Origin of the sequence: Microbispora catharanthi (assembly GCF_006334915.2) — a bacterium.
Taxonomy (GTDB): domain Bacteria; phylum Actinomycetota; class Actinomycetes; order Streptosporangiales; family Streptosporangiaceae; genus Microbispora; species Microbispora catharanthi.
In genome coordinates this window covers 540686-562735 of the sequence record NZ_VDMA02000002.1, presented here as the reverse complement: position 1 = coordinate 562735, position 22050 = coordinate 540686, and the positions used below count along the sequence as shown (strand labels likewise).

Below are 22050 nucleotides of genomic sequence, written 5' to 3'. Positions count from 1 at the left end.
GGTTACGGCGGTCATAGCGGCAGGGAAACACCCGGTTACATTCCGAACCCGGAAGTTAAGCCTGTCAGCGCCGATGGTACTGCACCGGGGACGGTGTGGGAGAGTAGGACACCGCCGGACAATCTTTGTGGAGGGCCACCCGTTGGGGTGGCCCTTCCGCATTTATGAGGCCATGTCTTCACCACGCCGAAGCCCGGGTTGACGGGGAACGAAAGCTCTTGTCGAGGCCCGGGTGGTGGTGACGGCGCGCTAGGCTGGCAATGCCGGGCCACCCCCACGGGTGGCCTTCGTCGCATCGGACGAGAAGCGAAGGCTGCGGCGGACGCGATCTCAGCGGACCTGCGGCGCAAACCACATGTCTTCCCTGGAACTCATCGGGTATGGGGCGGATCCCCAATAGTCAGGACAGTGGGAAGACAGAGCCCTGCGGCCGGCGAACCGGACGCGGTGAGCAAGCAACAGAGGACAGAAGTGAACAGAGAAGACGGGCGCGACGGCGCGGGCCGTGGCGGAGACAACCGCGAAGAGAGCAGAGACCGGGCTGAGCGCGCCGGAGGATTCCGCGGTAACGGAGGAAGCGGCGGCTTCGGCGGTCGCTATGGAGAGCGGCGAGAAGGCTCCCGGAACGACCGCGGCGAGCGCCCGTTCCAGTCCGACAGGCGCGGCTCCCGCGACCAGGGCGGACCGTCCGGGGGACGGTTCGGATCGCGTGGTCGTGACGACAGGGCGACCGGCTCCTATGGGGATCGTGACAGGCGCGGCGGCTACCGCGACCAGGATGACCGGGGTCGCCGTCCCTTCGACAGCGGAGATCGCGCGGGTGGCCGCACCGACGATCGCGGCGGGTACCGCGACCGCGACGGGAGACGGAGCTTCGATCGCGGTGGTGACCGGCCGCGCGGGGCCGGCGGCTTCGAGGGACGCAGGGAAGCCGGAGACTCCGAAGGACGCGGGGAGCGCGTCTATCAGGACCGGGACGCCTTCCGCACCGATCGGCCGCGCCGCCCCTATGGGGACCGCGACGGCTTCCGAGGCGGACAGGGCTCCCGGGATCGCGAGGAACGGGGCGGACGCCCGTTCCGTTCCGACGACCGCGGCAGCCGGCCGTACGGCGAGCGCCGCACGGATCGGCGGGAAGGCGGCGGCGGGTACGGAGACCGCCCGCAGCGCCAGGGCGGCGGTTTCGGCGGGCGCTACGGCTCCCGGGAGCGCGACGGCCGTGAGGGTCGGGAGAACCGGGAGAACCGGGAGAACCGGGAAGGGCGCTCTTTCACGCCTCGGTATGAGCGCGGTGATCGTGACGGGTCTGGCAGTCGCCCGCCGCGACGTACGGACCAGGAGCGTGGTTACAGCCGCGACGACAGGGGCGGAAGCGGGTACGAGCGCCAGGACCGTCCCCGGCGCCCGTACGGCGATCGAGGTGGCGACCGGGGCACCGATCGAGGCTTCGGTGGCGAGGAGCGGCCGCGGCGTTCGTTCGGCGACCGCGACGGCAGGGGCGGCGGGGACAGGCCCAGGCGCCCCTATGGGGACCGGCAGGACGCAGGTGGCGACCGCTACCGCGACCGGGACTCGTTCCGCGACAGGCCGAGCCGTTCGTCGGGGGACCGGCCCGGGGGGTCCTTCCGGGACCGCGACGACAGGCGTTCGGGCCGCGACCGTGAGGAGGGGGCTCGGACGTTCCGCGGGCGCGAGTCGGGCTCCGGCGACCGGCCACGGCGCCAGTTCGGCGGCGATCGCGGTGCCCGGCCGTTCGGCAGGGACCGTGACGAGTCCAGGCCGTTCAGCGGCGAGCGCGGCGCGGCGCGTCCCTTCAGCCGCGACGAGCGGGGCGGCAGCCGTGGCCGCTACGGCAGGCCGGACGAGCCGAGCAGGCCGAGGACGCGGGAGGAGATTCCTCCGCTCGACCCGGACATCACGCCGGACGAGCTGGACCGGGAGGCGCGTGCGGAGCTTCGCTCGTTGCCGAACGACCTGGCGGACCTCGTGGCCGGCCACCTCGTGGCGGCCGCCCGTGCGCTGAGTGCGGAGGATCCGGAGAAGGCCTACGAGCACGCCAAGGTGGCCCGCCGCTTCGCGGGCAGGATCGGCGTGGTGCGCGAGGCCACCGGGATCGCCGCTTACCACGCGGGTCAGTACGCCGAGGCGCTGGGTGACCTGCGGGCCGCCCGACGGATCAGCGGCTCGGACGAGTACCTGCCGATCATGGCGGACTGCGAGCGCGGGCTCGGGCGGCCCGAGCGGGCGCTCGACCTCGTCCGGTCGCGCGAGGCCGAACGGCTGGACCGCGCGGGCAAGATCGAGCTGGCCATCGTGGAGTCCGGGGCCCGTCGTGACCTCGGCCAGCACGACGCGGCCGTGATCACGCTGCAGCGGGTTCCGGAGTTGCGCGACCCTCAGCCGAAGCCGTGGTCGGCACGCCTCGCGTTCGCGTACGCGGACGCCCTGGCCGACGCGGGGCACGAAGAAGCGGCGACCGACTGGTTCGCTCGTGCCATGGCGTTCGACGAGGACGGCGAGACCGACGCGGCCGAACGCTACGCCGAACTGACCGGCGGACTGATCGAGGACCTGGAGGAGGACTACGACGAGTCCGGCGCCGAGTCCGGTGACCTCCTGGACGACCTTGCCGACGATGAAGAGGAAATCGGCGACGAGGGCACTCAAGAGGCGGTCAAGGATGAGGAGGACGAGGCGGACCTCCCCGGCGCCCCCCGGGAGGACGACCTCTCCGACGAGGACGAGCTGACCGAGGATTCGGCGGACGGCGACTCCGCGGGCGACGATGTGGCCGAGACGTCCTCGGCCGGCGAGGTGTCCGAACCGGTGGCGCCTGTGGCAACGCCGGCACCGGGTGCCGAGGAGACGCGCGACGCCGATGAGGGGGCCGAGCGGCCTTCCGCCAAGAGCGCGCCGTCCTACGGCCCCGCGTTCATCGAGCCGAACTTCGGCGACGTGCTCGACGACCCCGTGGACGCCGAGGACGCCGAGGAGCGGGCGAAGCGCCAGCCCTGACGTTCCTTCCGTACGGGCGCCGCCTCGGCGGCGCCCGTTTACTTTTCCGGCGGAAGCCGCGCCTCAGGGGCCGGGTCTTTCTGGGGCCAGGAGTCAGCGCGGGGTACGGTCCAGCCAGTGCATGATCCCCGCGACGTTCGACGGCGCGCCGCTCAGCAGCTCGAACTGCTCGGCGGTGGCCTCGTCGGCGCGTAGCGCGGCGTACCGCTCCCGCGTCCGGTCGCGCACCATGGCGACGGCGTGATCGAGGTCGAGTCCCTCGTCCCTGGCCCGTCTGGTGAGATCCACCCATATCCGGAGTTCCTCGGCCGACCGTTCGAGGGTCGAAGGCACGTCCTTCACCGGTCCGTAGTGGCTGAACAGCAGCCGCTGCGGTTTCAGGGCCGTGAACAGCGCGATCGAGCCGAGGGCGACGTCGAGGTCGAAGTCCGGCGGCGGCGTGGCGGGCCGCAGGTCCCCGGTCTCGGGCAGATACACGCCGGCGGCGTCGCCCACGTACAGGTCGCCGGTGAGCGAGTCCAGCAGGCCGACGTGGTGTTTGGCATGGCCGGGGGAGTAGTGGCTCGCCAGGGCGCGGCCGTTGCCCAGGTCGATCGTCCCGGTGTCGCCGAGGGCCCTGATGCGGGCCGCGTCGGTCGGCGCCAGAGCGCCGAACAGTACGTCGAGCTTGTCGCCCCACACCATCTTGGCGCTCGCCATGAGCCGCGAGGGATCGGCGAGATGACGGGCGCCCTTCTCATGGACGACGATCTCCGCGGACGGATAGTAGTTCGCGATGTCCCCCACGCCTCCTGCGTGATCCAGGTGGATGTGGGTGACCACGACGGTCGCGAGGTCGTCCGGTCCCACCCCGAGGGAGGACAGGGCGTCCCTGACCACGGGAGCCGAGGTCGAGGTGCCCGTCTCGACGAGGCAGGGGCGGTCGCCGAGGATCAGATAGCCCGCGGTGATGCCGGAATAGCCCGCCATCCGCGTGTCGATCTCGTAGACGTCGCCGCCGAGTGGAGTCACGTTGTCCACAGCCCACTCCTGAAACTAGAACCGGTATTCACAGAATGGCATTCAGGGCCGCGCCGGCCCAACCTGGTCACGCATAGTGATCTCCACGGCAGAGAGGAGATCACATGCACCGCAACGAGGTGGTGCTGGCCGGGCGGCTGTCCATGGTGCCGGCACACCGGGAACTGCCGAGCGGAGCCCTGCTGACGCAGTGGCGTCTCGCGGTCCGCAGGCCGGGAGGCCGCTCGGGCCATCAGCGGTCGGACGCGATCGAGTGCGCGACGCTCGACGACGGCGTGCGCGACATGCTGGCCGGCTGGCAGCTCGATGATCTGGTCGAGGTGGAGGGCGCGCTGCGCCGCCGCTGGTGGCGCGGCGGCAGTCGCTACGAGATCGAGGTCCGTACGGCACGCCGCGTCGAACCGGCCGCGCCCCGCGGCAGGCCACGCAGGAGAACGCCCCACGCCGACGACGGAACCGCCGCCGAGACCGGTCAGGCCGGTGATGCCGGTGAGATCGCCCCTGCCCGTGCGACAGACGAGGGGGACGACGCCGTCTCGGCGGAGCCCGGCGACGAGGTGATCAGTCAGTGGCGAAGGTCCGCATGACCAGGCCCGTACGGGGCTTGGGACCGAACGAGGTCGACTTGCGCGGCACCCGCTCACCCTGCGCCGCGACCGTGAGGACGTCGTCCGTGGACAGCGGATTCAGTAGCACCGCCGTCCCGCCGAGGCGGCGCGCCCTCTCCACGGCGGCGAGCGGGTCGTGGTGCACGACCATCACCGACTGCTCGCTGTCGTTGATTCCCCACACCTTGGGCAGGAGGAACGTCGTGAGGACCGAGGTGTCGAGCATCCGCCACCGCGGGGACTGCCCGGACGGCATGGCGTGCTCGACCTGCAGCGGGTCCGGATCCGTCAGCAGATGGGCGGGTCCCTCGCCGGCGAGCACGAAGGCGGGGCCGGTCGCCGTGGCCAGCCCCGCGAGGGCGTCCTCGATCGAGGGGAACTCGTGGACCTGCCAGGCGCCCTTGGCGCGGGCTGCGGCCTCCTGCAGGGGCAGCCCCGGGATGACACGGTGGATGGCCCTGAGATCGGGCGGGTAGGCCGTGGAGTCGACCAGGTACGCCAGGCCGTAGTCCCAGGGGCCGGGACCCACGTGGTCCTTCTGCAGCGCCTCGTAAGTGGCGTAACGGTGGTGACCGTCGGCGATCAGCGCCTGACGATCATGCAGGTCCTCCGCGACGGCTTCGATCTCGTGGGGGTCGGTCACCGCCCAGAGCCGGTGGTGCACGCCCTCACGGGTCCGGACGTCCATAAGGGGGAAACGCTGTGTCGCCACGTCGTCGACGAGCCGGGAGGCGGTGCCCCCGCCTTCGTACAACAGGAAGATCGGCTCGAAGTTGGCCTGCGTCGCCCGCATCAGGGCGAGCCGGTCGGCGACGGGCTCCGGCAGGACGTTCTCATGCGGAAGGATCGCGGTCGACCCGACCCCGACGCCTCCGATCAGGCCCCGCTGCAGGAAGCCGACGCCGCTCTGCTCGTACACGTACAGGCCGGGCAGGGAGTCGACCGTCAGCACTCCATCGGAGAGCCACTCGCTCAACGTGGCGCTCGCCTCGCCGTAGTGGCTGATCCCGGGAAGGATCAGGCGCACTACGTTGTTCGGATGACGACTGAGCAGTTCCCGCAGTTCGTCAGGGAAGATGAGATCGTACGGCGGGGAGGTGACAGCGGCCAGATCGTCCACCGCGTAACGGACGCCGTGGAACGGACGTAGCACCAGTCCCGCCCGTTCAGAACTCTCCATACCGGGCATGTTGCCATAAGTGCCCGGACTCCCCGACGCTGCGGTGCCCGGTTGCTTGTGAAATCGGAGTGCAGGAGGGCTTACCCCATGATCGAAGGACGAAACGAGGCCGCTGCTTCTTCCAATGATCCGGGCGGTACGCCTTCCGGTGGCGTCTATGAGTGGTTCAAGCGTGGCATGAAACTGCTCGAGGAGGGCAGTCCGGCCGCGGCGGCGGCGATCCTGGAGCACGCCGCACAGGCCGAGCCCGACTCGCGCAGCATCCGCGAGGCCCTCGCCCGGGCCCAGTTCAACTCGAAGCGCTACGACGAGGCCGCGGGCAGCTTCCGCTGGATCGTCGACGCCAACCCCGCCGAGGACTACGCCTACTTCGGTCTCGGCCTGTCGCTGTGGCGAAGCGGGGACATCGAGGGAGCGCAGGAGCCTCTCGCGGTGGCGGTGGCGATGCGCCCCGACCTGCGGCACTATGTGTCGGCGCTGAAGCAGGTCAGGGCCACGCTGCGGGCGAGGCGGGCGTGACCGTAGGCCATACTTCCGACATGCCAGAAACCACCGGCGTGCTCGTGGACGCCTACGACACGCTGCTGCTCGACCTCGACGGTGTCGTCTACCTCGGCAAACACGCGGTCCCCGGCGCGCCGGAGGCGCTGGTGAAGGCCCGGGAGCAGGGCGTGCGGCTCGCGTTCGTGACCAACAACGCGTCCCGCACGCCGGGGGCGATCGCCCAGCATCTCGGCCATCTGGGCATTCCGGCCGCCCCGCAGGACGTGGTGACGTCCGCGCAGGCGGCGGCCCGGCTGGTCGCCGAGCACGTGCCGGGGGGTTCCGCCGTCCTGGTGGTAGGAGGCATGGGACTGCGGATGGCCCTGCGCGAGCACGGCCTGCGCCCCGTGACCACGGCCCTGGACGCGCCCGCCGCGGTGGTGCAGGGCATCGCCGACAACCTGTCCTACGGGCTGCTGTGCGAAGGGGCGCTCGCCGTACGTCAGGGGGCGTGGTTCGTCGCGGCCAACGGCGACACGACCATGCCGACCGGCCGGGGCGAGCAGCCCGGAAACGGGTCGATGAGCCGCGTGATCGCCACCGCGACCGGCGTCGAGCCCGTGGTCGCCGGCAAGCCTGAGCCGCCGCTGCACCGCGAGTCGATGATCCGCACCCGCGCCGAGAGGCCGCTGATCGTCGGCGACCGGCTCGACACCGACATCGAGGGCGCGACCCGGGCCGGTGTCGACAGCCTGCTCGTGCTGACCGGCGTCGCCACTCCTCTGGACGTGCTCACCGCCGCGCCCCATCACCGTCCCACCCACATCGCCGCCGACCTGTCCGGCCTGCACGTCCCCGTGGTCCCCGTACGGCGCGGCTCGGGCGGCTGGACCTGCGGCGGGTGGACGGCCGTGTGGCAGGACGGGGAGCTCGTGCTCTCCGGGGAGGGCGACCCCGTCGAGGGGCTGCGCGCGGCGTGCGCCGCCGCCTGGGAGGCGGCGGGGGACGGCCAAGCGGACGAGGACGCCGTGAAGGCCGCCCTGGCGGCGCTTGGCCGCTGACCGGCGTGGTGGCGGCGTCGCCGGGCGCACACGCGTCACGGCGTCGTCGGTCGGCGTTCGAGGCCGCGGGAAGCAGCACCTCTTTCCAGGAGCCGAACGGCTACCGCGGCACCGGCGTCGTCCACTCTCAGGACGGCTGATCCACGTCAGCACAGGTGGCCGTTCACCGGCTCACACGCCGGACCACGGTGTGACGCCGAGACGGCCGCCACCGGTGACCGCGTTTCGCGGTTCGGGCCCCGCCGTCTGCGCGGCGTAGTCTCGGCGCGTATGTCTCGGCGCGGGGGTGCGTCGCGGCTCTGGCGCAGCGGTCAGAGGAGTTTGCGAAGGCGCAGCAGATCGCCGAGACTCGCGTCGATCTTGACCCGGCCGCCCAGCAGCGCGCGGCCCATGTCGAGTTCGCCGTTGACCATCGAGACCAGGTCCTCGCTCTTGAGCGTCAGCTTGACCTCGGCGGGCCGGCCGTCCTCCGGGGGCACCTCCTTGAAGGGGTCGAGCCCGCCCCGGTGGATGCGGCCGTAGAAGGTCACGCCGAGGTCGGAGATCCGGCAGGCCAGCCGGCGTTCGACCACGTGCCTGGCACGGTCCTCCTCGCTTATCTCGTCGAAGTGCTCGACGAGTTTGTCCAGCGCCGCCCGGCATTCCTCGACGGTCGCCATGCGCCTGCCCTTCTCCTCGCGGACCGTGTCTTCTCGCGGACCGTGTCCGCTTGTGAACCGCGCACGGATCACCGGTCGACGATGTGATTCCCCTCTACCTACCGACAGTAGCTTTCCACGGGCGGCCTGCGCGAAATCCGCGTCGGGTCATGGAAAGGTCACGGCACGCGTCCGGCGGTCCGCGAGCCGTAGATTTCGCAACCAAAGGGACGGCGAGGCGAGCATGGCCTCCCTCGAGGCCTGAGGCGAGATCATGCGGGGGAAGGCCGCGATCCCCTGTGGAACGGCCGGACGGCGCACGATCGTCGGTGGGGTCCGATAGCGTCGAGGCGACCAGCGCCGCAGGGGCTCGCACGGGACCCGCGGCATGGCCGCGTGTCGTACGGCGACGTCCGGGACCCTATCCGGCGAGAGCCGGGCCGAAGCCCGGGAGCGCGCGTGCGGCCGCGCACGGGGAGACGTGACGGGGCAGCTGATCGGAGCAGGAAGGGACCATGACGGACAGCGGGATCGCGGCCGGGGAGCACCTCGCCTCGGGCGCCGACGGCGTGCAGGCCGCGTTGTCGCCCCTCGGACGGCTGGCTCACGCGCCGGTGTCCGAGCATGTGGGCGTCTTCGAACAGGTCCTCGCCGGCCTCGAAGCGGTGCTCGCGTCCGTGGAGGATGCGGGCGGGCGGCGGCCCGAAGCGCACGGCGGCCGGGAGAGTGGTCAGTGAGCGCCACGGGAGCGGCCGCGGACACCGCGAGCCGGGCGCGGACGCAGGGCCGGACGGCACGCGACGGCGCGGCGGGGCGGGCCCGATGAAGCGTGTCCGGCTGGACAGCGAGCTCGTACGCCGTGGGCTCGCCCGGTCCAGGGAGCAGGCGGTCCAGCTCATCGAGGCGGGCCGGGTCAGCGTCGGAGGTCGGGTGGCGGGCAAGGCGGCCACGCAGGTGGACACGGCCGCCCCCATCGTGGTCACGGAGACGGCCGAGGGCCCCGACTACGTGTCCAGGGGCGCCCACAAGCTGCTCGGCGCGCTGCGCGCGTTCCAAGGGCTCCGCGTCGAGGGACGCCGGTGCCTCGACGCGGGAGCCTCGACCGGCGGCTTCACCGACGTGCTGCTCAGGCATGGCGCCGCCCACGTGCTCGCGGTCGACGTGGGGTACGGCCAGCTCGCCTGGTCGCTGCGCACGGACGAGCGGGTCACGGTGATGGAGCGGGTCAACGTCCGCGACCTGACCCCGGAGATGGTGGGCGAGCCGCCGACGCTGATCGTCGGGGACCTGTCCTTCATCTCCCTCCGGCTCGTCCTCCCGGCCCTGGTGCGCTGCGCGGCCGAGGCGGCGGAGTTCGCGATGCTGGTGAAACCGCAGTTCGAGGTCGGCAAGGAGCGCGTGGGCGCGGGAGGCGTCGTACGCGACCCGGACCTGCGGGCGCAGGCGGTGCGGGACGTCGCGGCGGCGGCGGGCTCGCTCGGCCTGACGGTGAAGGGCGTGACGGCGAGCCCGTTGCCGGGGCCGTCGGGGAACGTGGAATACGTTTTGTGGCTCGGGAAGGGGCCGGGACACGACCCCGTGCCCGACGTGGACGCGGCCATCGACACGGCGGTCGCGGAGGGACCCCGGTGAGCGCGGGCGGCGAGGCGTGGAGACGATGAGCACGATGAGCACGGGCGGCGCGGCGGGCGACCGGGCGGACGCCAAGAGGACCGTCCTGGTGACGGCGCACACGGGCCGGGAGGCGGCCGTGCGCAGCGCCCGCCTGGTCATGGAACGGCTGATCGGGGCGGGCATCAACGTCCGGGTCCTCGACGAGGAGGCGGAGGAGCTCGGCTGCGCCCATGTCGAGGTGGTCCCGGAGAACGGGGCGGCGCTGGAGGAGGCCGAGCTGATCATCGTCCTGGGCGGTGACGGCACGCTGCTGCGCGCCGCCGAACTGGCCCGCCCGGCCGCGGTGCCGCTGCTCGGTGTGAACCTGGGGCATGTGGGCTTCCTCGCCGAGGCGGAGGTGGAGGATCTGGCGTCCGTGGTGGACCTGGTGGTCGAGGGCCGCTACGAGGTCGAGGAGCGCATGACGGTCGATGCCGTCGTGCGCCTGAACGGGTCGGTTCTCGCGCGGACCTGGGCTCTCAACGAGGCGTCGGTCGAGAAGAAGGACCGCATGCTGGAGGTCGTCGCGGAGGTCGACGGCCGCCCGTTGTCGCGCTGGGGGTGCGACGGCGTGATCTGCGCGACCCCCACCGGATCGACGGCGTACGCCTTCTCGGCCGGCGGTCCCGTCGTCTGGCCCGAGGTGGAGGCGCTGCTCCTGGTGCCCAACAGCGCACACGCCCTGTTCGCCCGGCCGATGGTGGTGTCGCCGAAGTCCACGCTCGCGCTGGAGATCCTCCCCGACACCAGTGCCGGTGTGCTGTGGTGCGACGGCCGCCGGCGCTTCGACATCCCGCCCGGCGCCCGGGTGGAGGTCCGCAGGGGCGAGGTGCCCGTACGGCTGGCCCGCCTGCTCGGTGTGGAGACCACCGGGGCGCCCTTCACCGACCGCCTGGTCGCGAAGTTCGGCCTGCCGGTGCAGGGCTGGCGGGGCCGCGTACGCTCCGGCTGACCGCGTGAGGCGCCGCAATCCACAGCGGGTTGTGGCGGTTGGTGGTGATATGCCGGATGAGCAGGGCTTTCGTGTCCACAGATTCTCGTTCGGGTCGCGGTCCGGACACGCTGTCCTCGAAAATCTTGACGAGTTACGCGTAGGATCTCTGGCGAGTTCGGTCGGCAAAACGGGAGGGACCAGTGCGGCCACGGGTCGAGGAGGTCCGCATCCAGGGGCTCGGCGTGATCGACGAGGCCGTACTGGAGCTGTCGCCGGGATTCACCGTCGTCACGGGTGAGACGGGGGCCGGCAAGACGATGGTCGTCACCGGTCTCGGCCTGCTGTTCGGGGGGCGGGCCGACCCGGCCAGGGTCCGGCCGGGCGCCGACAAGGCGCTGATCGAGGGCACGCTCGTGATCGAGCCCGGGGGCCGCGTGGCTCAGCAGGTCGCCGACGTCGGCGGCGAGGTCGAGGACGGGCAGCTCATCATCTCCCGGTCGGTCTCCGCCGAGGGTCGCTCCCGAGCCTGGCTGGGCGGCCGTGCCGTGCCGGTGGGCACGTTGACGTACATCGCCGACGACCTCGTGGCCGTGCACGGGCAGATGGACCAGCAGCGGCTGCTGCAGCCCGGCAGGCAGCGCGCGGCGCTCGACCGTTACGCCGGCGACGAGCTGGTCAAACCCCTGCGGGCCTACGAGCAGGCATACAAGCGGCACAAGCAGGTGGGCGACCTGCTCCACGAGCTGACCGTCAAGGCCAGAGAGCGGGCGCAGGAGGCCGACGTGCTGCGGTTCGGCCTCGAGGAGATCGAGAAGGTCGAGCCCAGGCCGGGGGAGGACGCCGAGCTGAAGGAGGAGGCCGAGCGGCTCTCCCACGCCGACGCGCTGCGCACCGCCGCCACGACCGCGCACGCCGCGCTGCTCGGGGATCCGATGTCGAGCGCGCAGGACGTGCAGGACGCCGTGTCGCTGCTCGGTCACGCGAAGACGGCCGTGGAGTCCGTACGCGACTTCGATCCCGCGCTCGCCGGGCTCGCCGACCGCCTGGCCGAAGCCGGTTACCTGGTCTCCGACGTGGCGACCGAGTTGGCCGCGTACGCCGAGTCGGTCGAGGCCGACCCGGCGCGGCTCGCCGCGGTGCAGGAGCGCAGGGCGGCGCTTAACGGGCTCATGCGCAAGTACGGCGAGGACGTCACGGCCGTGCTCGCATGGGCGCAGCGGGCCGCCGAGAGGCTGACGGAGCTCGAAGGCGACGACGAGCGCATCGGGGAGCTGACGCGGGAGCACGGCGAGCTCACCGAGCGGCTCGGCGAGCTGGCCGGTGAGCTGACGGCCATCCGCACGGTCGCCGCCGACCGGTTCGGCCAGGCGGTGACCGAGGAGCTGACCGCGCTCGCCATGCCGCACGCGCGGGTGAGCGTGGCGATCACCGCCATCGACAGCTTCGGCTCGCACGGCGTGGACGAGGTCGAGCTCCGGCTGGCGTCCCATCCCGGCGCGCCGCCGCTGCCGCTGACCAAGGGCGCCTCCGGCGGCGAGCTGAGCCGGGTGATGCTCGCCATCGAGGTGGTCTTCGCCGGGGCCGACCCCGTTCCGACGTTCGTGTTCGACGAGGTCGACGCGGGGGTGGGCGGCAAGGCGGCCGTGGAGATCGGCAGGCGGCTGGCCAAACTCGCCAGGACGGCGCAGGTCATCGTGGTCACCCACCTGCCGCAGGTGGCGGCCTTCGCCGACCAGCACCTCGTGGTCGAGAAGGCGAGCGACGGCAGGGTCGTCCGCAGCGGCGTCGTGACGCTCGACCAGGAAGGCCGCGAGCGGGAGCTGTCGCGGATGCTCGCCGGGCTGGAGGACTCCGAGCTCGGCCGGGCGCACGCCGCCGAGCTGCTGTCCATCGCCGCCGCCGACAAGGCCGCCTGGGAGAAGGCGTCCTCGGGAGCGGCCAAGCGCCCGGGTCGCCGGGCCGCCGGCTGAGGGCCCTTCAGCCCACGGGCTGAGGCCTCCGGCCGTCGCCGATCCAGGTGCGGTGCGGTGCGGTGCAGGTGCGGCTTGGTGCAGATGCAGTGCGGTGCGGTGCGTTTCGGGTCGCACGGGTCGCACGGGTCGCGCGGTCGCACCGACCTGCCGCTGCTCGCCGCCGCCGGCCCGCCCGGCGCGTACACTCGGCGGGGCGCGCGGGGGTGACGTTTGGAGCAGGGCGCGCCGGGAAGCAGTCAAGCCCCGGCACAAGGGGGCGGAGGAACGGGGGCGGACGGCGTCGCGGAAGGTGTGCGTTGGCTCGGCTGCCCCCGGTCGGCGCACCTCGGCAACATCCCTGACTTGCAGTGACAATTCAGACGAGCCGTGGGGTGTGGAAGCGTGGCGGTCGCCGCCTCTGGCAGGATGGTCATGATGAAGGTCCCGAGCTTGAATGTTCCGGGCCTCCGCCGCAGGAAGGCCGACGGCCTTCCCGGGGTGACGGCAGTGGCGAGAATCGACAGGCGGACGAAGAGGCTGACCAAGCGCCTCAAGCCCGGGGAAATCGCGATTATCGATCACGTCGACATCGACCGGGTCAGCGGGGAGGCTCTCGTCGCGTGCGGCGTGGCGGCCGTGGTCAACGCCGCCGCGAGCATCAGCGGCCGTTACCCCAACCTCGGGCCGCAGATCCTGATCGACGCGGGCGTCCCCCTGATCGACAACGCGTCGCCGGAACTGTTCGAGCGGATCGCCGACGGCGACGTGATCCGCGTCCACGACGGCATGGTCTACCTCGGCGAGGAACTGGTCGGCAAGGGGCAGCCGCAGACCGCCGAGAGCGTCGAAGCGGCGATGACCGAGGCCCGCGCGGGCCTCGCCGTCCAGATCGAGGCCTTCGCCGCGAACACGATGGAGTACGTCCGGCGCGAGCGCGACCTCCTGATCGACGGGGTCGGCGTGCCCGACATCCGCACCTCCCTGGAGAACCGCCACGCCCTCATCGTGGTGCGGGGTTACCACTACAAGGAGGACATCGCCACGCTCCGGCCGTACATCCGGGAGTACCGCCCGGTGCTGATCGGCGTGGACGGCGGGGCGGACGCGCTCCTGGAGGCCGGGTACGCGCCCGACATCATCGTGGGCGACTTCGACTCCGTCTCGGAGAAGGCGTTGTGCTGCGGCGCCGAACTGGTCGTCCACGCCTACCGCGACGGGCGGGCGCCGGGGCTCGAGCGGGTGCACAAGCTGGGCCAGGAGGCGGTCGTGTTCCCCGCGACCGGGACGAGCGAGGACATCGCGATGCTCCTGGCGGACGACAAGGGCGCCACGCTGATCGTCGCGGTCGGCACCCACTGGACGCTCGACGAGTTCCTGGACAAGGGGAGGTCTGGCGCGGCGAGCACCTTCCTCACCCGCCTGCGGGTGGGCAGCAAGCTCGTGGACGCCAAGGGCGTGAGCAGGCTCTATCGCAGCCGGATCTCCACGCCCTCCCTGTTGCTGCTCGTGGCCACCACGCTGGTCACGATCGGTGTGGTCCTTTCGGTATCGCCGATCGGCCAGGTGTGGCTGAACGGCCTGCGCGTGGCCTGGAACGGCTTCATCTTCTGGCTGGTCGGACTCTTCTCGTGATCGATTTCCGTTATCACCTCGTCTCGATCGTGGCGATCTTCCTCGCGCTCACGGTCGGCATCGTGCTGGGCAGCACCGTGCTCGAGCCCACGTTCTTCAAGTCGGCAGAGGAGATGACCGCGTCCCTGCGGAAGGCCAACGAGAGCAACCTGGCCCAGATCTCGCAGCTGCAGAGCCGCGAGGAGGGCTCCGACTCGCTGGTCACGACCCACCTGCCCGAGCTCGTGCGCGGCCAGCTCGCGGGGGAGCGCGTCGTGCTCGTCGAGGCTCCCGGCGCGTCGGCCGCCCTGCGCGACCCGGTCGAGAAGCTGGTCACGAGCGCGGGCGCCGCCTACACCGGCAGGGTCAGCCTGACCGAGAAGTTCGTCGACGCCGAACAGGCGAGCGTGGTGGACGGGCTGGCCACCAACCTCGCCCCGGCCGGCACCGCCTTCCCCGACGGGGCCACGCCGTACGACAAGGCCGCCGCGATGCTCGCCGGCGCGATCGTGACCAATGACCGCGCGCAGGCGGGCCGGGCGAACCCCGCGGCCACCGGCGTGCTGGAGGCGTTCCAGGCGGGCGACTTCCTGACCCTGAACGGCGACCCCGAGCAGCGCGCGACGATGGCCATCGTGCTCGCGCCGGCCCAGCCGTACGAGGGGGAGGACGCCGATCGGCAGACGAATGCGCTCGTCTCGGTCGCGGCCGGCCTCGACGGCGGAGCTCTCGGCACCGTCCTGGCGGGCACCGTCACCGCCTCCGCCAACGGCGGCGTCATCGCGGCGCTGCACGACACCGGCGGCGTGGCCTCGGCGGTCTCGACCGTCGACACGGTCGATTTCGCCGCGGGCCGTGTCGTGGTGGTCTACGCTCTGCGGGAGCAACTGGCCGGCCGTTCGGGCGCGTACGGTATCGGCAGCGGCGCGACGGCGTTCGAGCCCACGGTGACCGCGCCCAGCCAGACCCCCACCCCGGCGGCGAGCCGGGGCTGAGCCGCCGGCCGGCACACCACGCCTGACGATCACACAGAGAAGGGCAACAGCCGTGGCCAGACGTCCCCAGGCCGGCACCCGCGCCGCCGCGGCCCTCGGGGCCGCCGTCGGCGCCGCGCTCGGCGCGGCCGCCGCGCGCGCCGCCTTCGCCGCGTTCCGGCGCCGCCCGCCGATCGGCGACGAGAAGACCGCCGACGAGTACTGGACCCGGGTCAACCACCGGGGCGAGCCGGTCACGCTGCTGGAGGGCCCCGCGTTCGCCGCCGGCGCCGTCGCCGCCTCCGCCCTCGCCCCCGGACTCCCCGTACGGGCCCGCGCGGCCGCCGTGCTCGCCGGCGCGGGCAGCGGCGTCCTCGGCGCGTACGACGACCTGTTCGGCACGACCTCGTCGAAGGGGTTCAAGGGCCATCTGGCCGCGCTCGCGCGCGGTGAGGTGACCAGCGGAGCGGTCAAGATCCTCGGCATCGGCGCGACCGGGCTCGCCGCGGCGGCGCTCGCCCCCCGTGACGCCCGGGACGGGGGCGCGGTGGCGCGGTCCTTCGACACGCTCGTCGACGGTGCGCTGATCGCCGGCAGCGCCAACCTGGCCAATCTGTTCGACCTGCGGCCCGGCCGCGCGATCAAGGTGGGACTGCTGGCCGGGGTTCCCCTGCTGGCCGCCTCGATCGCCGCGCCGTACGGCCCGCGCTCCGCCCGGGCCGCCGCGCTGACCGCCGTTCCGCTGGGCGCGGCGGCGGCGCTGCTGCCCGAGGACCTGGGCGAGCGGGCGATGCTCGGCGACGCCGGGGCGAACGCGCTCGGCGCGCTGCTCGGCCTGGCGGCCACCGCCCGGCTGGGCAGGCCCGGCCGGATCGCCGCCTTCGGTGTCGTCGCCGCTCTCACCGCCGCCTCGGAGAAGGTCAGCTTCACCAAGGTCATCGCAGGCAACCCGGTGCTCAACCGCCTGGACATGCTCGGCCGCCGCGCTCCGCAGACCACCCCCGGCACGTCGGGGTCGCGCGGGTGACCTGGTCGACCAGGGCCGTGCGCGGAGGCGTACGGCACCGGCATGGATAAGCGGCATGGATAAGCGGCATGGTTAGACGGCTCGGGGCGGGGATCGCGGGGGCGGCGGTCCTCATCGGGGTCATCACGGTCCTGGCGCGGGTGACCGGCTTCGCCAAGCAACTGGCGTTCGCGCGCACGGTCGGCACGAACTGCCTGGCGACCGCCTACTACACGGCCAACAACGTGCCGAACATCGTCTTCGAGGTCGTGGTGGGCGGCGCGCTCGCCGGGATGGTCGTCCCGGTGCTCGCCGGCGCCGCCGCAAGATCGGACGGCGGGGCACGTGCGGAGGTCGGCCGGATCGCCTCCGCGCTGCTGACCTGGGTGGTCGTGCTGCTGGTGCCGCTCGCGGCGCTGACCGCCCTGGTCGCGGCACCGGTGGCGAGGCTGCTCGTCGGCGCCGAGATAGACCACTGCGACGCCGGTCAGGTCGCCGCCGTGGCCGCGCGCATGCTCGTCGTCTTCGCGCCGCAGATCCCGTTGTACGGCATGGCCGTGGTGCTCTACGGCGTGCTGCAGGCCCATCGCCGGTTCTCGGGGCCGGCGCTGGCGCCGCTGGTGTCGAGCGTGGTGGTCATCGTCGCCTACCTGGCCTTCGGGCCGCTCAGCGGCGGCCACAAGGACCCCGCAACGGTGCCAGGACCGGCCGAGATCGCGCTGTCGGCGGGCACGACGCTCGGCGTGCTGGCTCTGGTCGTCACCGTGGTCGGGCCCACGTGGCGGCTCGGCCTGCGGTGGCGGCCCACGCTCCGCTTTCCCGAGGGCGTCGCCGTACAGGTGCGGCGGCTCGCCCTGGCCGGGCTGAGCGCGCTGGTCGCCCAGCAGGCCGCCGCGGCGATCCTCATCCCCGTCGCCAACCGCGTCGGCGGGGGCGCGCTGCCCGCCTACAACTACGCGTGGGCGATCTACCAGGTGCCGTACGCCGTGCTCGCGGTGCCCATCGCGACCAGCGCGTTCCCCGCGCTCGCCGCGCGGGCGCAGGCCGAGGACACGGGCGAGGGCTTCGCGGCGCTGGCGGCGCGGACGACGCGCGCGGTCGTGCTGGTCTGCGGCCTGGCGGCCGGCGCGCTCGCCGCGGTCGCGGTGCCGGTCGCGCACGTCTTCCTCGCCGGGGCCGACACCGCGGTCGCCGCGACGGAGTTCGCCAGGGGGATCGCGCTGTTCGCGCCGGGGCTCATCGGGTATGGCCTGGTGGCCCACCTCAGCCGGGTGCTGTACGCCGCGGGACAGGGCAGGGCGGCGGCCCGGGGACAGGTCGCCGGGTGGCTGGTCGTCGCCGTGGCCCAGGTGGCGTTCGTCCTCGTGCTACCGGACGGCTGGGGCCTGGGCGGGCTCGCGCTCGGCCAGGCGGCCGGCATGACGGTGGGGGCCGGGCTGCTGCTGGCCTCGGTCGTGCGGGCGCGAGGCGCGCGGGCCGCCCACGGCGTCTCGCGGGCCGGTCTGGCCGCCCTGCTGGGCGGGGGCGCGGGCTTCCTCGCGGGCGCGGCGGCCGCCCGGCTTCCCCTGTCGGGCGAAGGACCGTGGGGCGGCCTCCTGACGGCCGCTCTGGCAGGTCTGACGGCCGTGGTCGCGGGAGTCCTCGTCGCCGCGCTCGTGGACCGCGGGGACGTTACCGCCGCCCTGTCCGGAGTGAGGCGTGGAAGAGGTGCGAGCCCGGCGGACCCGTCGGCCGAGGAGGCGGTATGAGCGAGCGGATCAGTAGGCACAGCGTCTGGCGAGGCGCCGAATCGCACGCCTCCGGCATGGCCGGACTCCGAGCCGGGGACGAGGAGCGGGCGTGAGTCGTGTCGTGCTCGTGCTGGGATCGAGCGTGGGGGGCGTGGCCCGGCACGTGCGGATGCTCGCCGGCGGGCTGGTCACGCGGGGACACCGCGTGCTGGTCGCGGGTCCCGGCGGCACCGAGGAGGCCTTCTCTTTCAGTGGCACCGGCGCGGGCTTCGCCGAGGTCGACATCGCCGACCGGCCGCACCCCGCGCACGACCTGCGGACCGCTCTGCGTCTACGCGGGCTCGCCCGCGGCGCGGACGTCGTCCACGCCCACGGACTGCGGGCCGGCGCGCTGGCCGCGCTCGCTCTCACGGGGTCGCGGGGGTGGCCGCGCCTCGTGGTCACCCTGCACAACGCGGTCACGGCGGGCGGCGCGATCGGCGCGGTCTACCGGCTGCTGGAACGGATCGTCGCCCGCCGTGCGGACCGCGTGCTGGCCATCTCGCCGGACGTCGCGGAGCGCATGCGGGCCAGGGGCGCCCGGGGGGTGGACCTCGCGGTGGTGCCCGCGCCGCCGCTCGCAGAACCCGCCCGCTCGGCCGAGGACGTGCGGGCCGAGATCGCCACCCGGCTGTCCGGCGCGGGGCACGCGCCGCAGGCCGCGCAGGAGCGGCCGATCCTGCTCACGGTCGCCCGGCTGGCCCAGCAGAAGGGCCTGGAGACGCTGCTCGACGCGGCGGCCGGGCCGTACAAGGGGGACCCGGTCTTCGTGATCGCGGGCGACGGACCGCTGCGCGAGGAGCTTCAGGCCCGCGTCGACGCCGAGGAACTGCCCGTGGTCCTGTACGGCTGGGCCGAGCCGGCAGACCTGCTCCAGGTCGCGACGGCGGTGATCGTGCCCAGCAGATGGGAAGGGCAGCCGCTGAGCGTCCAGGAGGCGCTGCGGGCGGGCAGGCCGATCATCGCGACCCGGGTGGGCGGCGTTCCCGCGATGGTGGGCGAGGCGGCCCTGCTGGTGCCGCCGCAGGACCCCGGGGCGCTGAGCCGGGAGATCGGCCGCCTGCTCGGCGAGCCCGCCCTGGCCGCCCGCCTGGCGCAGGCGTCCGCGCGCCGGGGCCGCGAGCTGCCCGACGAGGACGCGGCGCTGCGAGCGGTGCTCGCGGCGTACGGGCTGGCGCCGTAGTGGCGACCGGGGTGGCGGGAGGGTGCGACCACCCTCTCGCGCCGGTGACGCAAGACCGTCGGCCTGGTGAGCCGTCGCCTGTTTTCTCCGACGAACGACGACGTTCCGGCAAGGATTAGGTGACGCTAAGTCTGATCCATATACTGGACGGGTTGGGGGGGAGTATCCCTTCGCGGCGGTTCCGTCATCACGGTGTCAGCACCCGGGGCCGTCGGTCCGCCGTGCGCGTACGGGCGGGAGAGACCTCCGGCAGTGTGTTCAGCGCGCGCCGGAGGTAATCGTGGTACATGCGCCCCTGTGGTTGTGGGCCCTGGTCATCGTGGGTCTCGTCGTCGTGGTCGCCGTCGACCTGTGGATCGTCGATCGTGGTGAACCACGCGAGTTCTCCATGCGGCAGGCCGGCATCTGGGTGGGTTTCTACGTCTGCCTGGCCGTGTTGTTCGGCATCGGGTTAACGGTCTGGGCCGGTGCCGGGACAGGTGGCGAGTTCTTCGCGGGCTATCTGACGGAATACAGCCTCAGCGTCGACAACCTGTTCATCTTCTACATCATCATGACCCGCTTCGGGGTGCCCCGGATCTACCAGCACAAGGTCCTGCTGGTCGGCATCGTCCTCGCGCTCGTCATGCGCGGGATCTTCATCGCCATCGGGGCCGCCGCGCTGAGCCGCTTCGGCTGGCTGCTGTACGCGTTCGGGGCCTTCCTCATCTACACGGCGTACACGCTGGTCCGGGACCACAACAAGGAGGACGAGGAGTTCAACGAGAACATCCTCCTGCGCTGGGCCCGGCGGGTCTTCCCGACCACCCCCGACTACGTCGGCTCCCGGGTGACCGTGCGGGTGGACGGCAGGCGCATGGTGACGCCCATGCTGATCGTGATGATCGCCATCGGCACCACGGATCTGCTGTTCGCCCTCGACTCGATCCCGGCCATCTTCGGCCTCACGAAGGCGGCCTTCATCGTGTTCTCCGCGAACGCGTTCGCCCTGATGGGGCTGCGTCAGCTCTACTTCCTGCTCGGCGGACTGCTGCAGCGGCTGGTCTACATCAGCTACGGATTGGCGTTCATCCTCGGTTTCATCGGGGTTAAGCTGATTCTCGAAGCACTTCACGAGAACGAGGTCCCCTGGGCCCCTCAGATCCCCATCTGGGTGTCGCTGGCGGTCATCGGCGCGACCATGGCCGTGACCACCGTCGCCAGTCTCATCAAGGCTCGTCGCGACGACAGGACCATTACTCCGGCGGAAGCCTCCCAGACGGAGGCGTCTCAGGCGGAAGCCCCGCAGGGCTAGCGAAACGGGCACTCACCCTGTTTGCTTGTTCTCGTTGTGCCACGCATTGACTGCCGGATCGGTAATATCGATCGTTAGCTCGCATGCCGCTCCATAGTCGCCAGAAGAGTACAAAGGTCATCTGTGTCCAACGAATCGTTGCCCCGCGGCCCTGAATCCGGGCTCGCGGGAAGTGCCCGGGGCCGAGTCAGGCTCGCACGCGGGGTCTCCCCGTGGCTGGCTCCGACCGCCGCGGCGGCGGCCGTCACCGCCGTTCTCACCCGCAGGTCGCCCCGTTGGGCGCTGGCCGCGGCGCCGCTCGCCGCCCTCACCGGCGGGATGCTGTGGTTCTTCCGCGACCCCGAGCGGGCGCCCGGCGAGGGCAGGCTCATCTCGCCCGCCGACGGCGTCGTGCAGAGCATCGACCCGTGGCCGGACGGCCGCACCAGGGTCGCGATCTTCATGAGCCCGCTGAACGTGCACGTCAACCGGGCGCCCGCGGCCGGCACGGTGACCGCGGTCGAGCACGTGCCCGGCGGCTTCGTGCCCGCGTTCAACAAGGACAGCGACAAGAACGAGCGTGTCGTGTGGCATTTCGACACCGCGCTCGGGGACATCGAGATGGTGCAGATCGCCGGCGCCGTCGCGCGCCGCATCGTGCCCTACCTGTTCGCGGGCGCGAAGGTCGCCCAGGGCGAGCGGGTCGGACTGATCCGTTTCGGCTCCCGGGTGGACGTCTACCTGCCCGAGGGCATCAAGCCGGCGGTCACCGTCGGCACCCGGACTGTCGCGGGGGTGACACGCCTTGACCACATCTGACCTCGGGGCCGAAGCCGCCTGGCCGGTGGAGGAGGTGGATGAGGAGCCGCGCGGGCCCGTCGGCAAGGCCTTCCGCCTGTCTGCCGCCGACTCCCTTTCGCTCGGCAACGCCCTCAGCGGCTTCCTCGCCGTCTGCGTGCTCGCCTGGTCGGCGATCAGCAACCTGCAGGCCGGCGTCAAGTTCGTCCCCGACCCGCGCTTCTTCGGCACGGCCGTGGTGCTGCTGCTCATCGGCGCGACCTGCGACCTGTTCGACGGCCTGGTGGCCAGGAAGTTCCGCGCGTCCGCGATGGGCGCCGAGCTGGACAACCTCGCCGACGTGATCAGCTTCGGCTTCGCTCCCGCCTTCATGGTGATGATCTGGGCCGGCTTCTCCGGCAAGCTCCCGCTGTGGCTGGTGCTGTGCGCGGCCGGGTCCGTCCTGCTCGCCGGCGTCGTACGGCTGGCCCGCTTCGCCTGCGTGAAGACCAAGAGCGGCGACTTCATGGGGCTGCCGATCCCGATGGGCGCGATGACCGTGGTGTCGATCGTGCTGCTCTTCCAGCCGAACTACGTCACGCTCGCCGCCATCTTCGCCGTGGCCTGGCTCATGGTCAGCCGGATCGAATACCCCAAGCCGAAGGGCAACCTGGCCGCCGTCGTGCTGGCCTGGATGCTGATCAACGTGGCCTGCCTGACGATCTGGGCGGCCGGTCTCACGGGCGGCGACCAGCTGATCAAGGTGGGCGCCACCATGCAGATCGCGATCGTGTCCGCGATTCCGCTTCGCGTTCTCATGTTCAAACAGCAGCAGCGCAGGGAACGACGCTCGGAGAACGCGGGCTGACGTCGTCGCACGAACAGGGCCCCGGTCGGCTGGGGCCCGCCACCT

The 22050-nt window shown here is 72.3% G+C and carries 19 protein-coding genes and 1 rRNA gene; 17 read left to right on the top strand and 3 right to left on the bottom strand.

What is annotated here, in order from left to right:
* The first annotated feature begins 3 nt into the window (after window positions 1–3).
* Window positions 4–120, top strand: a 5S ribosomal RNA gene (gene rrf / locus FH610_RS05740).
* 351 nt (window positions 121–471) lie between these two features.
* Window positions 472–3015: a hypothetical protein gene (locus FH610_RS44230; protein WP_240808782.1), complete on the top strand. Its 2544-nt coding sequence runs from the start codon at window positions 472–474 to the stop codon at window positions 3013–3015.
* 93 nt (window positions 3016–3108) lie between these two features.
* Here the strand turns inward: FH610_RS44230 and FH610_RS05730 are convergent, their stop codons facing one another.
* Entirely contained in the window at window positions 3109–4035 is a 927-nt protein-coding gene (locus FH610_RS05730; RefSeq protein WP_240808781.1) for an MBL fold metallo-hydrolase, read from the bottom strand.
* 104 nt (window positions 4036–4139) lie between these two features.
* Between FH610_RS05730 and FH610_RS05725 the strand changes: the two genes are divergently transcribed.
* The gene (locus tag FH610_RS05725) at window positions 4140–4622 is read left to right on the top strand and encodes a single stranded DNA-binding domain-containing protein (RefSeq protein ID WP_139573179.1); all 483 of its coding nucleotides are present in this window, start codon (window positions 4140–4142) and stop codon (window positions 4620–4622) included.
* Here FH610_RS05725 and FH610_RS05720 read toward each other — a convergent pair.
* Window positions 4597–5823: a DUF1015 family protein gene (locus FH610_RS05720; RefSeq protein ID WP_240808780.1), complete on the bottom strand. Its 1227-nt coding sequence runs from the start codon at window positions 5821–5823 to the stop codon at window positions 4597–4599. The genes FH610_RS05725 and FH610_RS05720 overlap by 26 nt on opposite strands.
* Before the next feature lie 177 nt (window positions 5824–6000).
* Here FH610_RS05720 and FH610_RS05715 point away from each other — a divergent pair, with 177 nt between their 5' ends.
* Both FH610_RS05715 and FH610_RS05710 read left to right on the top strand, forming a co-directional pair.
* The gene (locus FH610_RS05715) at window positions 6001–6342 is read left to right on the top strand and encodes a tetratricopeptide repeat protein (protein WP_240808779.1); all 342 of its coding nucleotides are present in this window, start codon (window positions 6001–6003) and stop codon (window positions 6340–6342) included.
* 20 nt (window positions 6343–6362) lie between these two features.
* On the top strand, window positions 6363–7367 hold the full coding sequence (locus tag FH610_RS05710; protein WP_139573176.1) for an HAD-IIA family hydrolase: 1005 nt from the start codon (window positions 6363–6365) through the stop codon (window positions 7365–7367).
* A gap of 311 nt (window positions 7368–7678) precedes the next feature.
* On the opposite strand, the gene FH610_RS05705 is transcribed toward FH610_RS05710, so the two are convergent.
* Window positions 7679–8026: an SCP2 sterol-binding domain-containing protein gene (locus FH610_RS05705; protein WP_139573175.1), complete on the bottom strand. Its 348-nt coding sequence runs from the start codon at window positions 8024–8026 to the stop codon at window positions 7679–7681.
* 494 nt (window positions 8027–8520) lie between these two features.
* On the opposite strand from FH610_RS05705, the gene FH610_RS05700 reads away from it, so the two are divergent.
* The 12 genes from FH610_RS05700 to pssA all read left to right on the top strand — a co-directional run bounded on the left by FH610_RS05700 (window position 8521) and on the right by pssA (window position 22005).
* Entirely contained in the window at window positions 8521–8742 is a 222-nt protein-coding gene (locus FH610_RS05700; RefSeq protein ID WP_139573174.1) for a hypothetical protein, read from the top strand.
* Window positions 8743–8827: 85 nt separating this feature from the next.
* Window positions 8828–9637, top strand: coding sequence for a TlyA family RNA methyltransferase (locus FH610_RS05695; protein ID WP_139573173.1), 810 nt, complete (start codon window positions 8828–8830; stop codon window positions 9635–9637).
* Window positions 9638–9662: 25 nt separating this feature from the next.
* Window positions 9663–10610, top strand: a complete 948-nt coding sequence (locus FH610_RS05690; protein WP_139573172.1) for an NAD kinase — start codon at window positions 9663–9665, stop codon at window positions 10608–10610.
* A gap of 182 nt (window positions 10611–10792) precedes the next feature.
* Complete coding sequence (gene recN, locus FH610_RS05685; protein WP_139573171.1) at window positions 10793–12562, top strand: DNA repair protein RecN; 1770 nt, start codon at window positions 10793–10795, stop codon at window positions 12560–12562.
* Between the two features lie 417 nt (window positions 12563–12979).
* Complete coding sequence (gene steA / locus FH610_RS05680; RefSeq protein WP_167538685.1) at window positions 12980–14176, top strand: putative cytokinetic ring protein SteA; 1197 nt, start codon at window positions 12980–12982, stop codon at window positions 14174–14176.
* On the top strand, window positions 14173–15150 hold the full coding sequence (locus FH610_RS05675; protein WP_139573169.1) for a copper transporter: 978 nt from the start codon (window positions 14173–14175) through the stop codon (window positions 15148–15150). The genes steA and FH610_RS05675 overlap by 4 nt, the downstream gene beginning before the upstream one ends.
* A gap of 52 nt (window positions 15151–15202) precedes the next feature.
* Window positions 15203–16156: a hypothetical protein gene (locus tag FH610_RS05670; RefSeq protein ID WP_139573168.1), complete on the top strand. Its 954-nt coding sequence runs from the start codon at window positions 15203–15205 to the stop codon at window positions 16154–16156.
* A gap of 68 nt (window positions 16157–16224) precedes the next feature.
* A complete protein-coding gene (murJ, locus tag FH610_RS05665; protein WP_139573167.1) occupies window positions 16225–17883 on the top strand; it encodes a murein biosynthesis integral membrane protein MurJ in 1659 nt (552 codons plus the stop codon).
* A gap of 91 nt (window positions 17884–17974) precedes the next feature.
* Window positions 17975–19087: a glycosyltransferase family 4 protein gene (locus FH610_RS05660; protein ID WP_240808778.1), complete on the top strand. Its 1113-nt coding sequence runs from the start codon at window positions 17975–17977 to the stop codon at window positions 19085–19087.
* A gap of 280 nt (window positions 19088–19367) precedes the next feature.
* Complete coding sequence (locus FH610_RS05655; RefSeq protein WP_240808777.1) at window positions 19368–20381, top strand: TerC family protein; 1014 nt, start codon at window positions 19368–19370, stop codon at window positions 20379–20381.
* 138 nt (window positions 20382–20519) lie between these two features.
* On the top strand, window positions 20520–21179 hold the full coding sequence (locus FH610_RS05650; RefSeq protein ID WP_139573253.1) for a phosphatidylserine decarboxylase: 660 nt from the start codon (window positions 20520–20522) through the stop codon (window positions 21177–21179).
* Window positions 21166–22005: a CDP-diacylglycerol--serine O-phosphatidyltransferase gene (gene pssA / locus FH610_RS05645; protein WP_139573166.1), complete on the top strand. Its 840-nt coding sequence runs from the start codon at window positions 21166–21168 to the stop codon at window positions 22003–22005. Before FH610_RS05650 ends, pssA begins: the two co-directional genes overlap by 14 nt.
* Window positions 22006–22050: the final 45 nt, after the last annotated feature.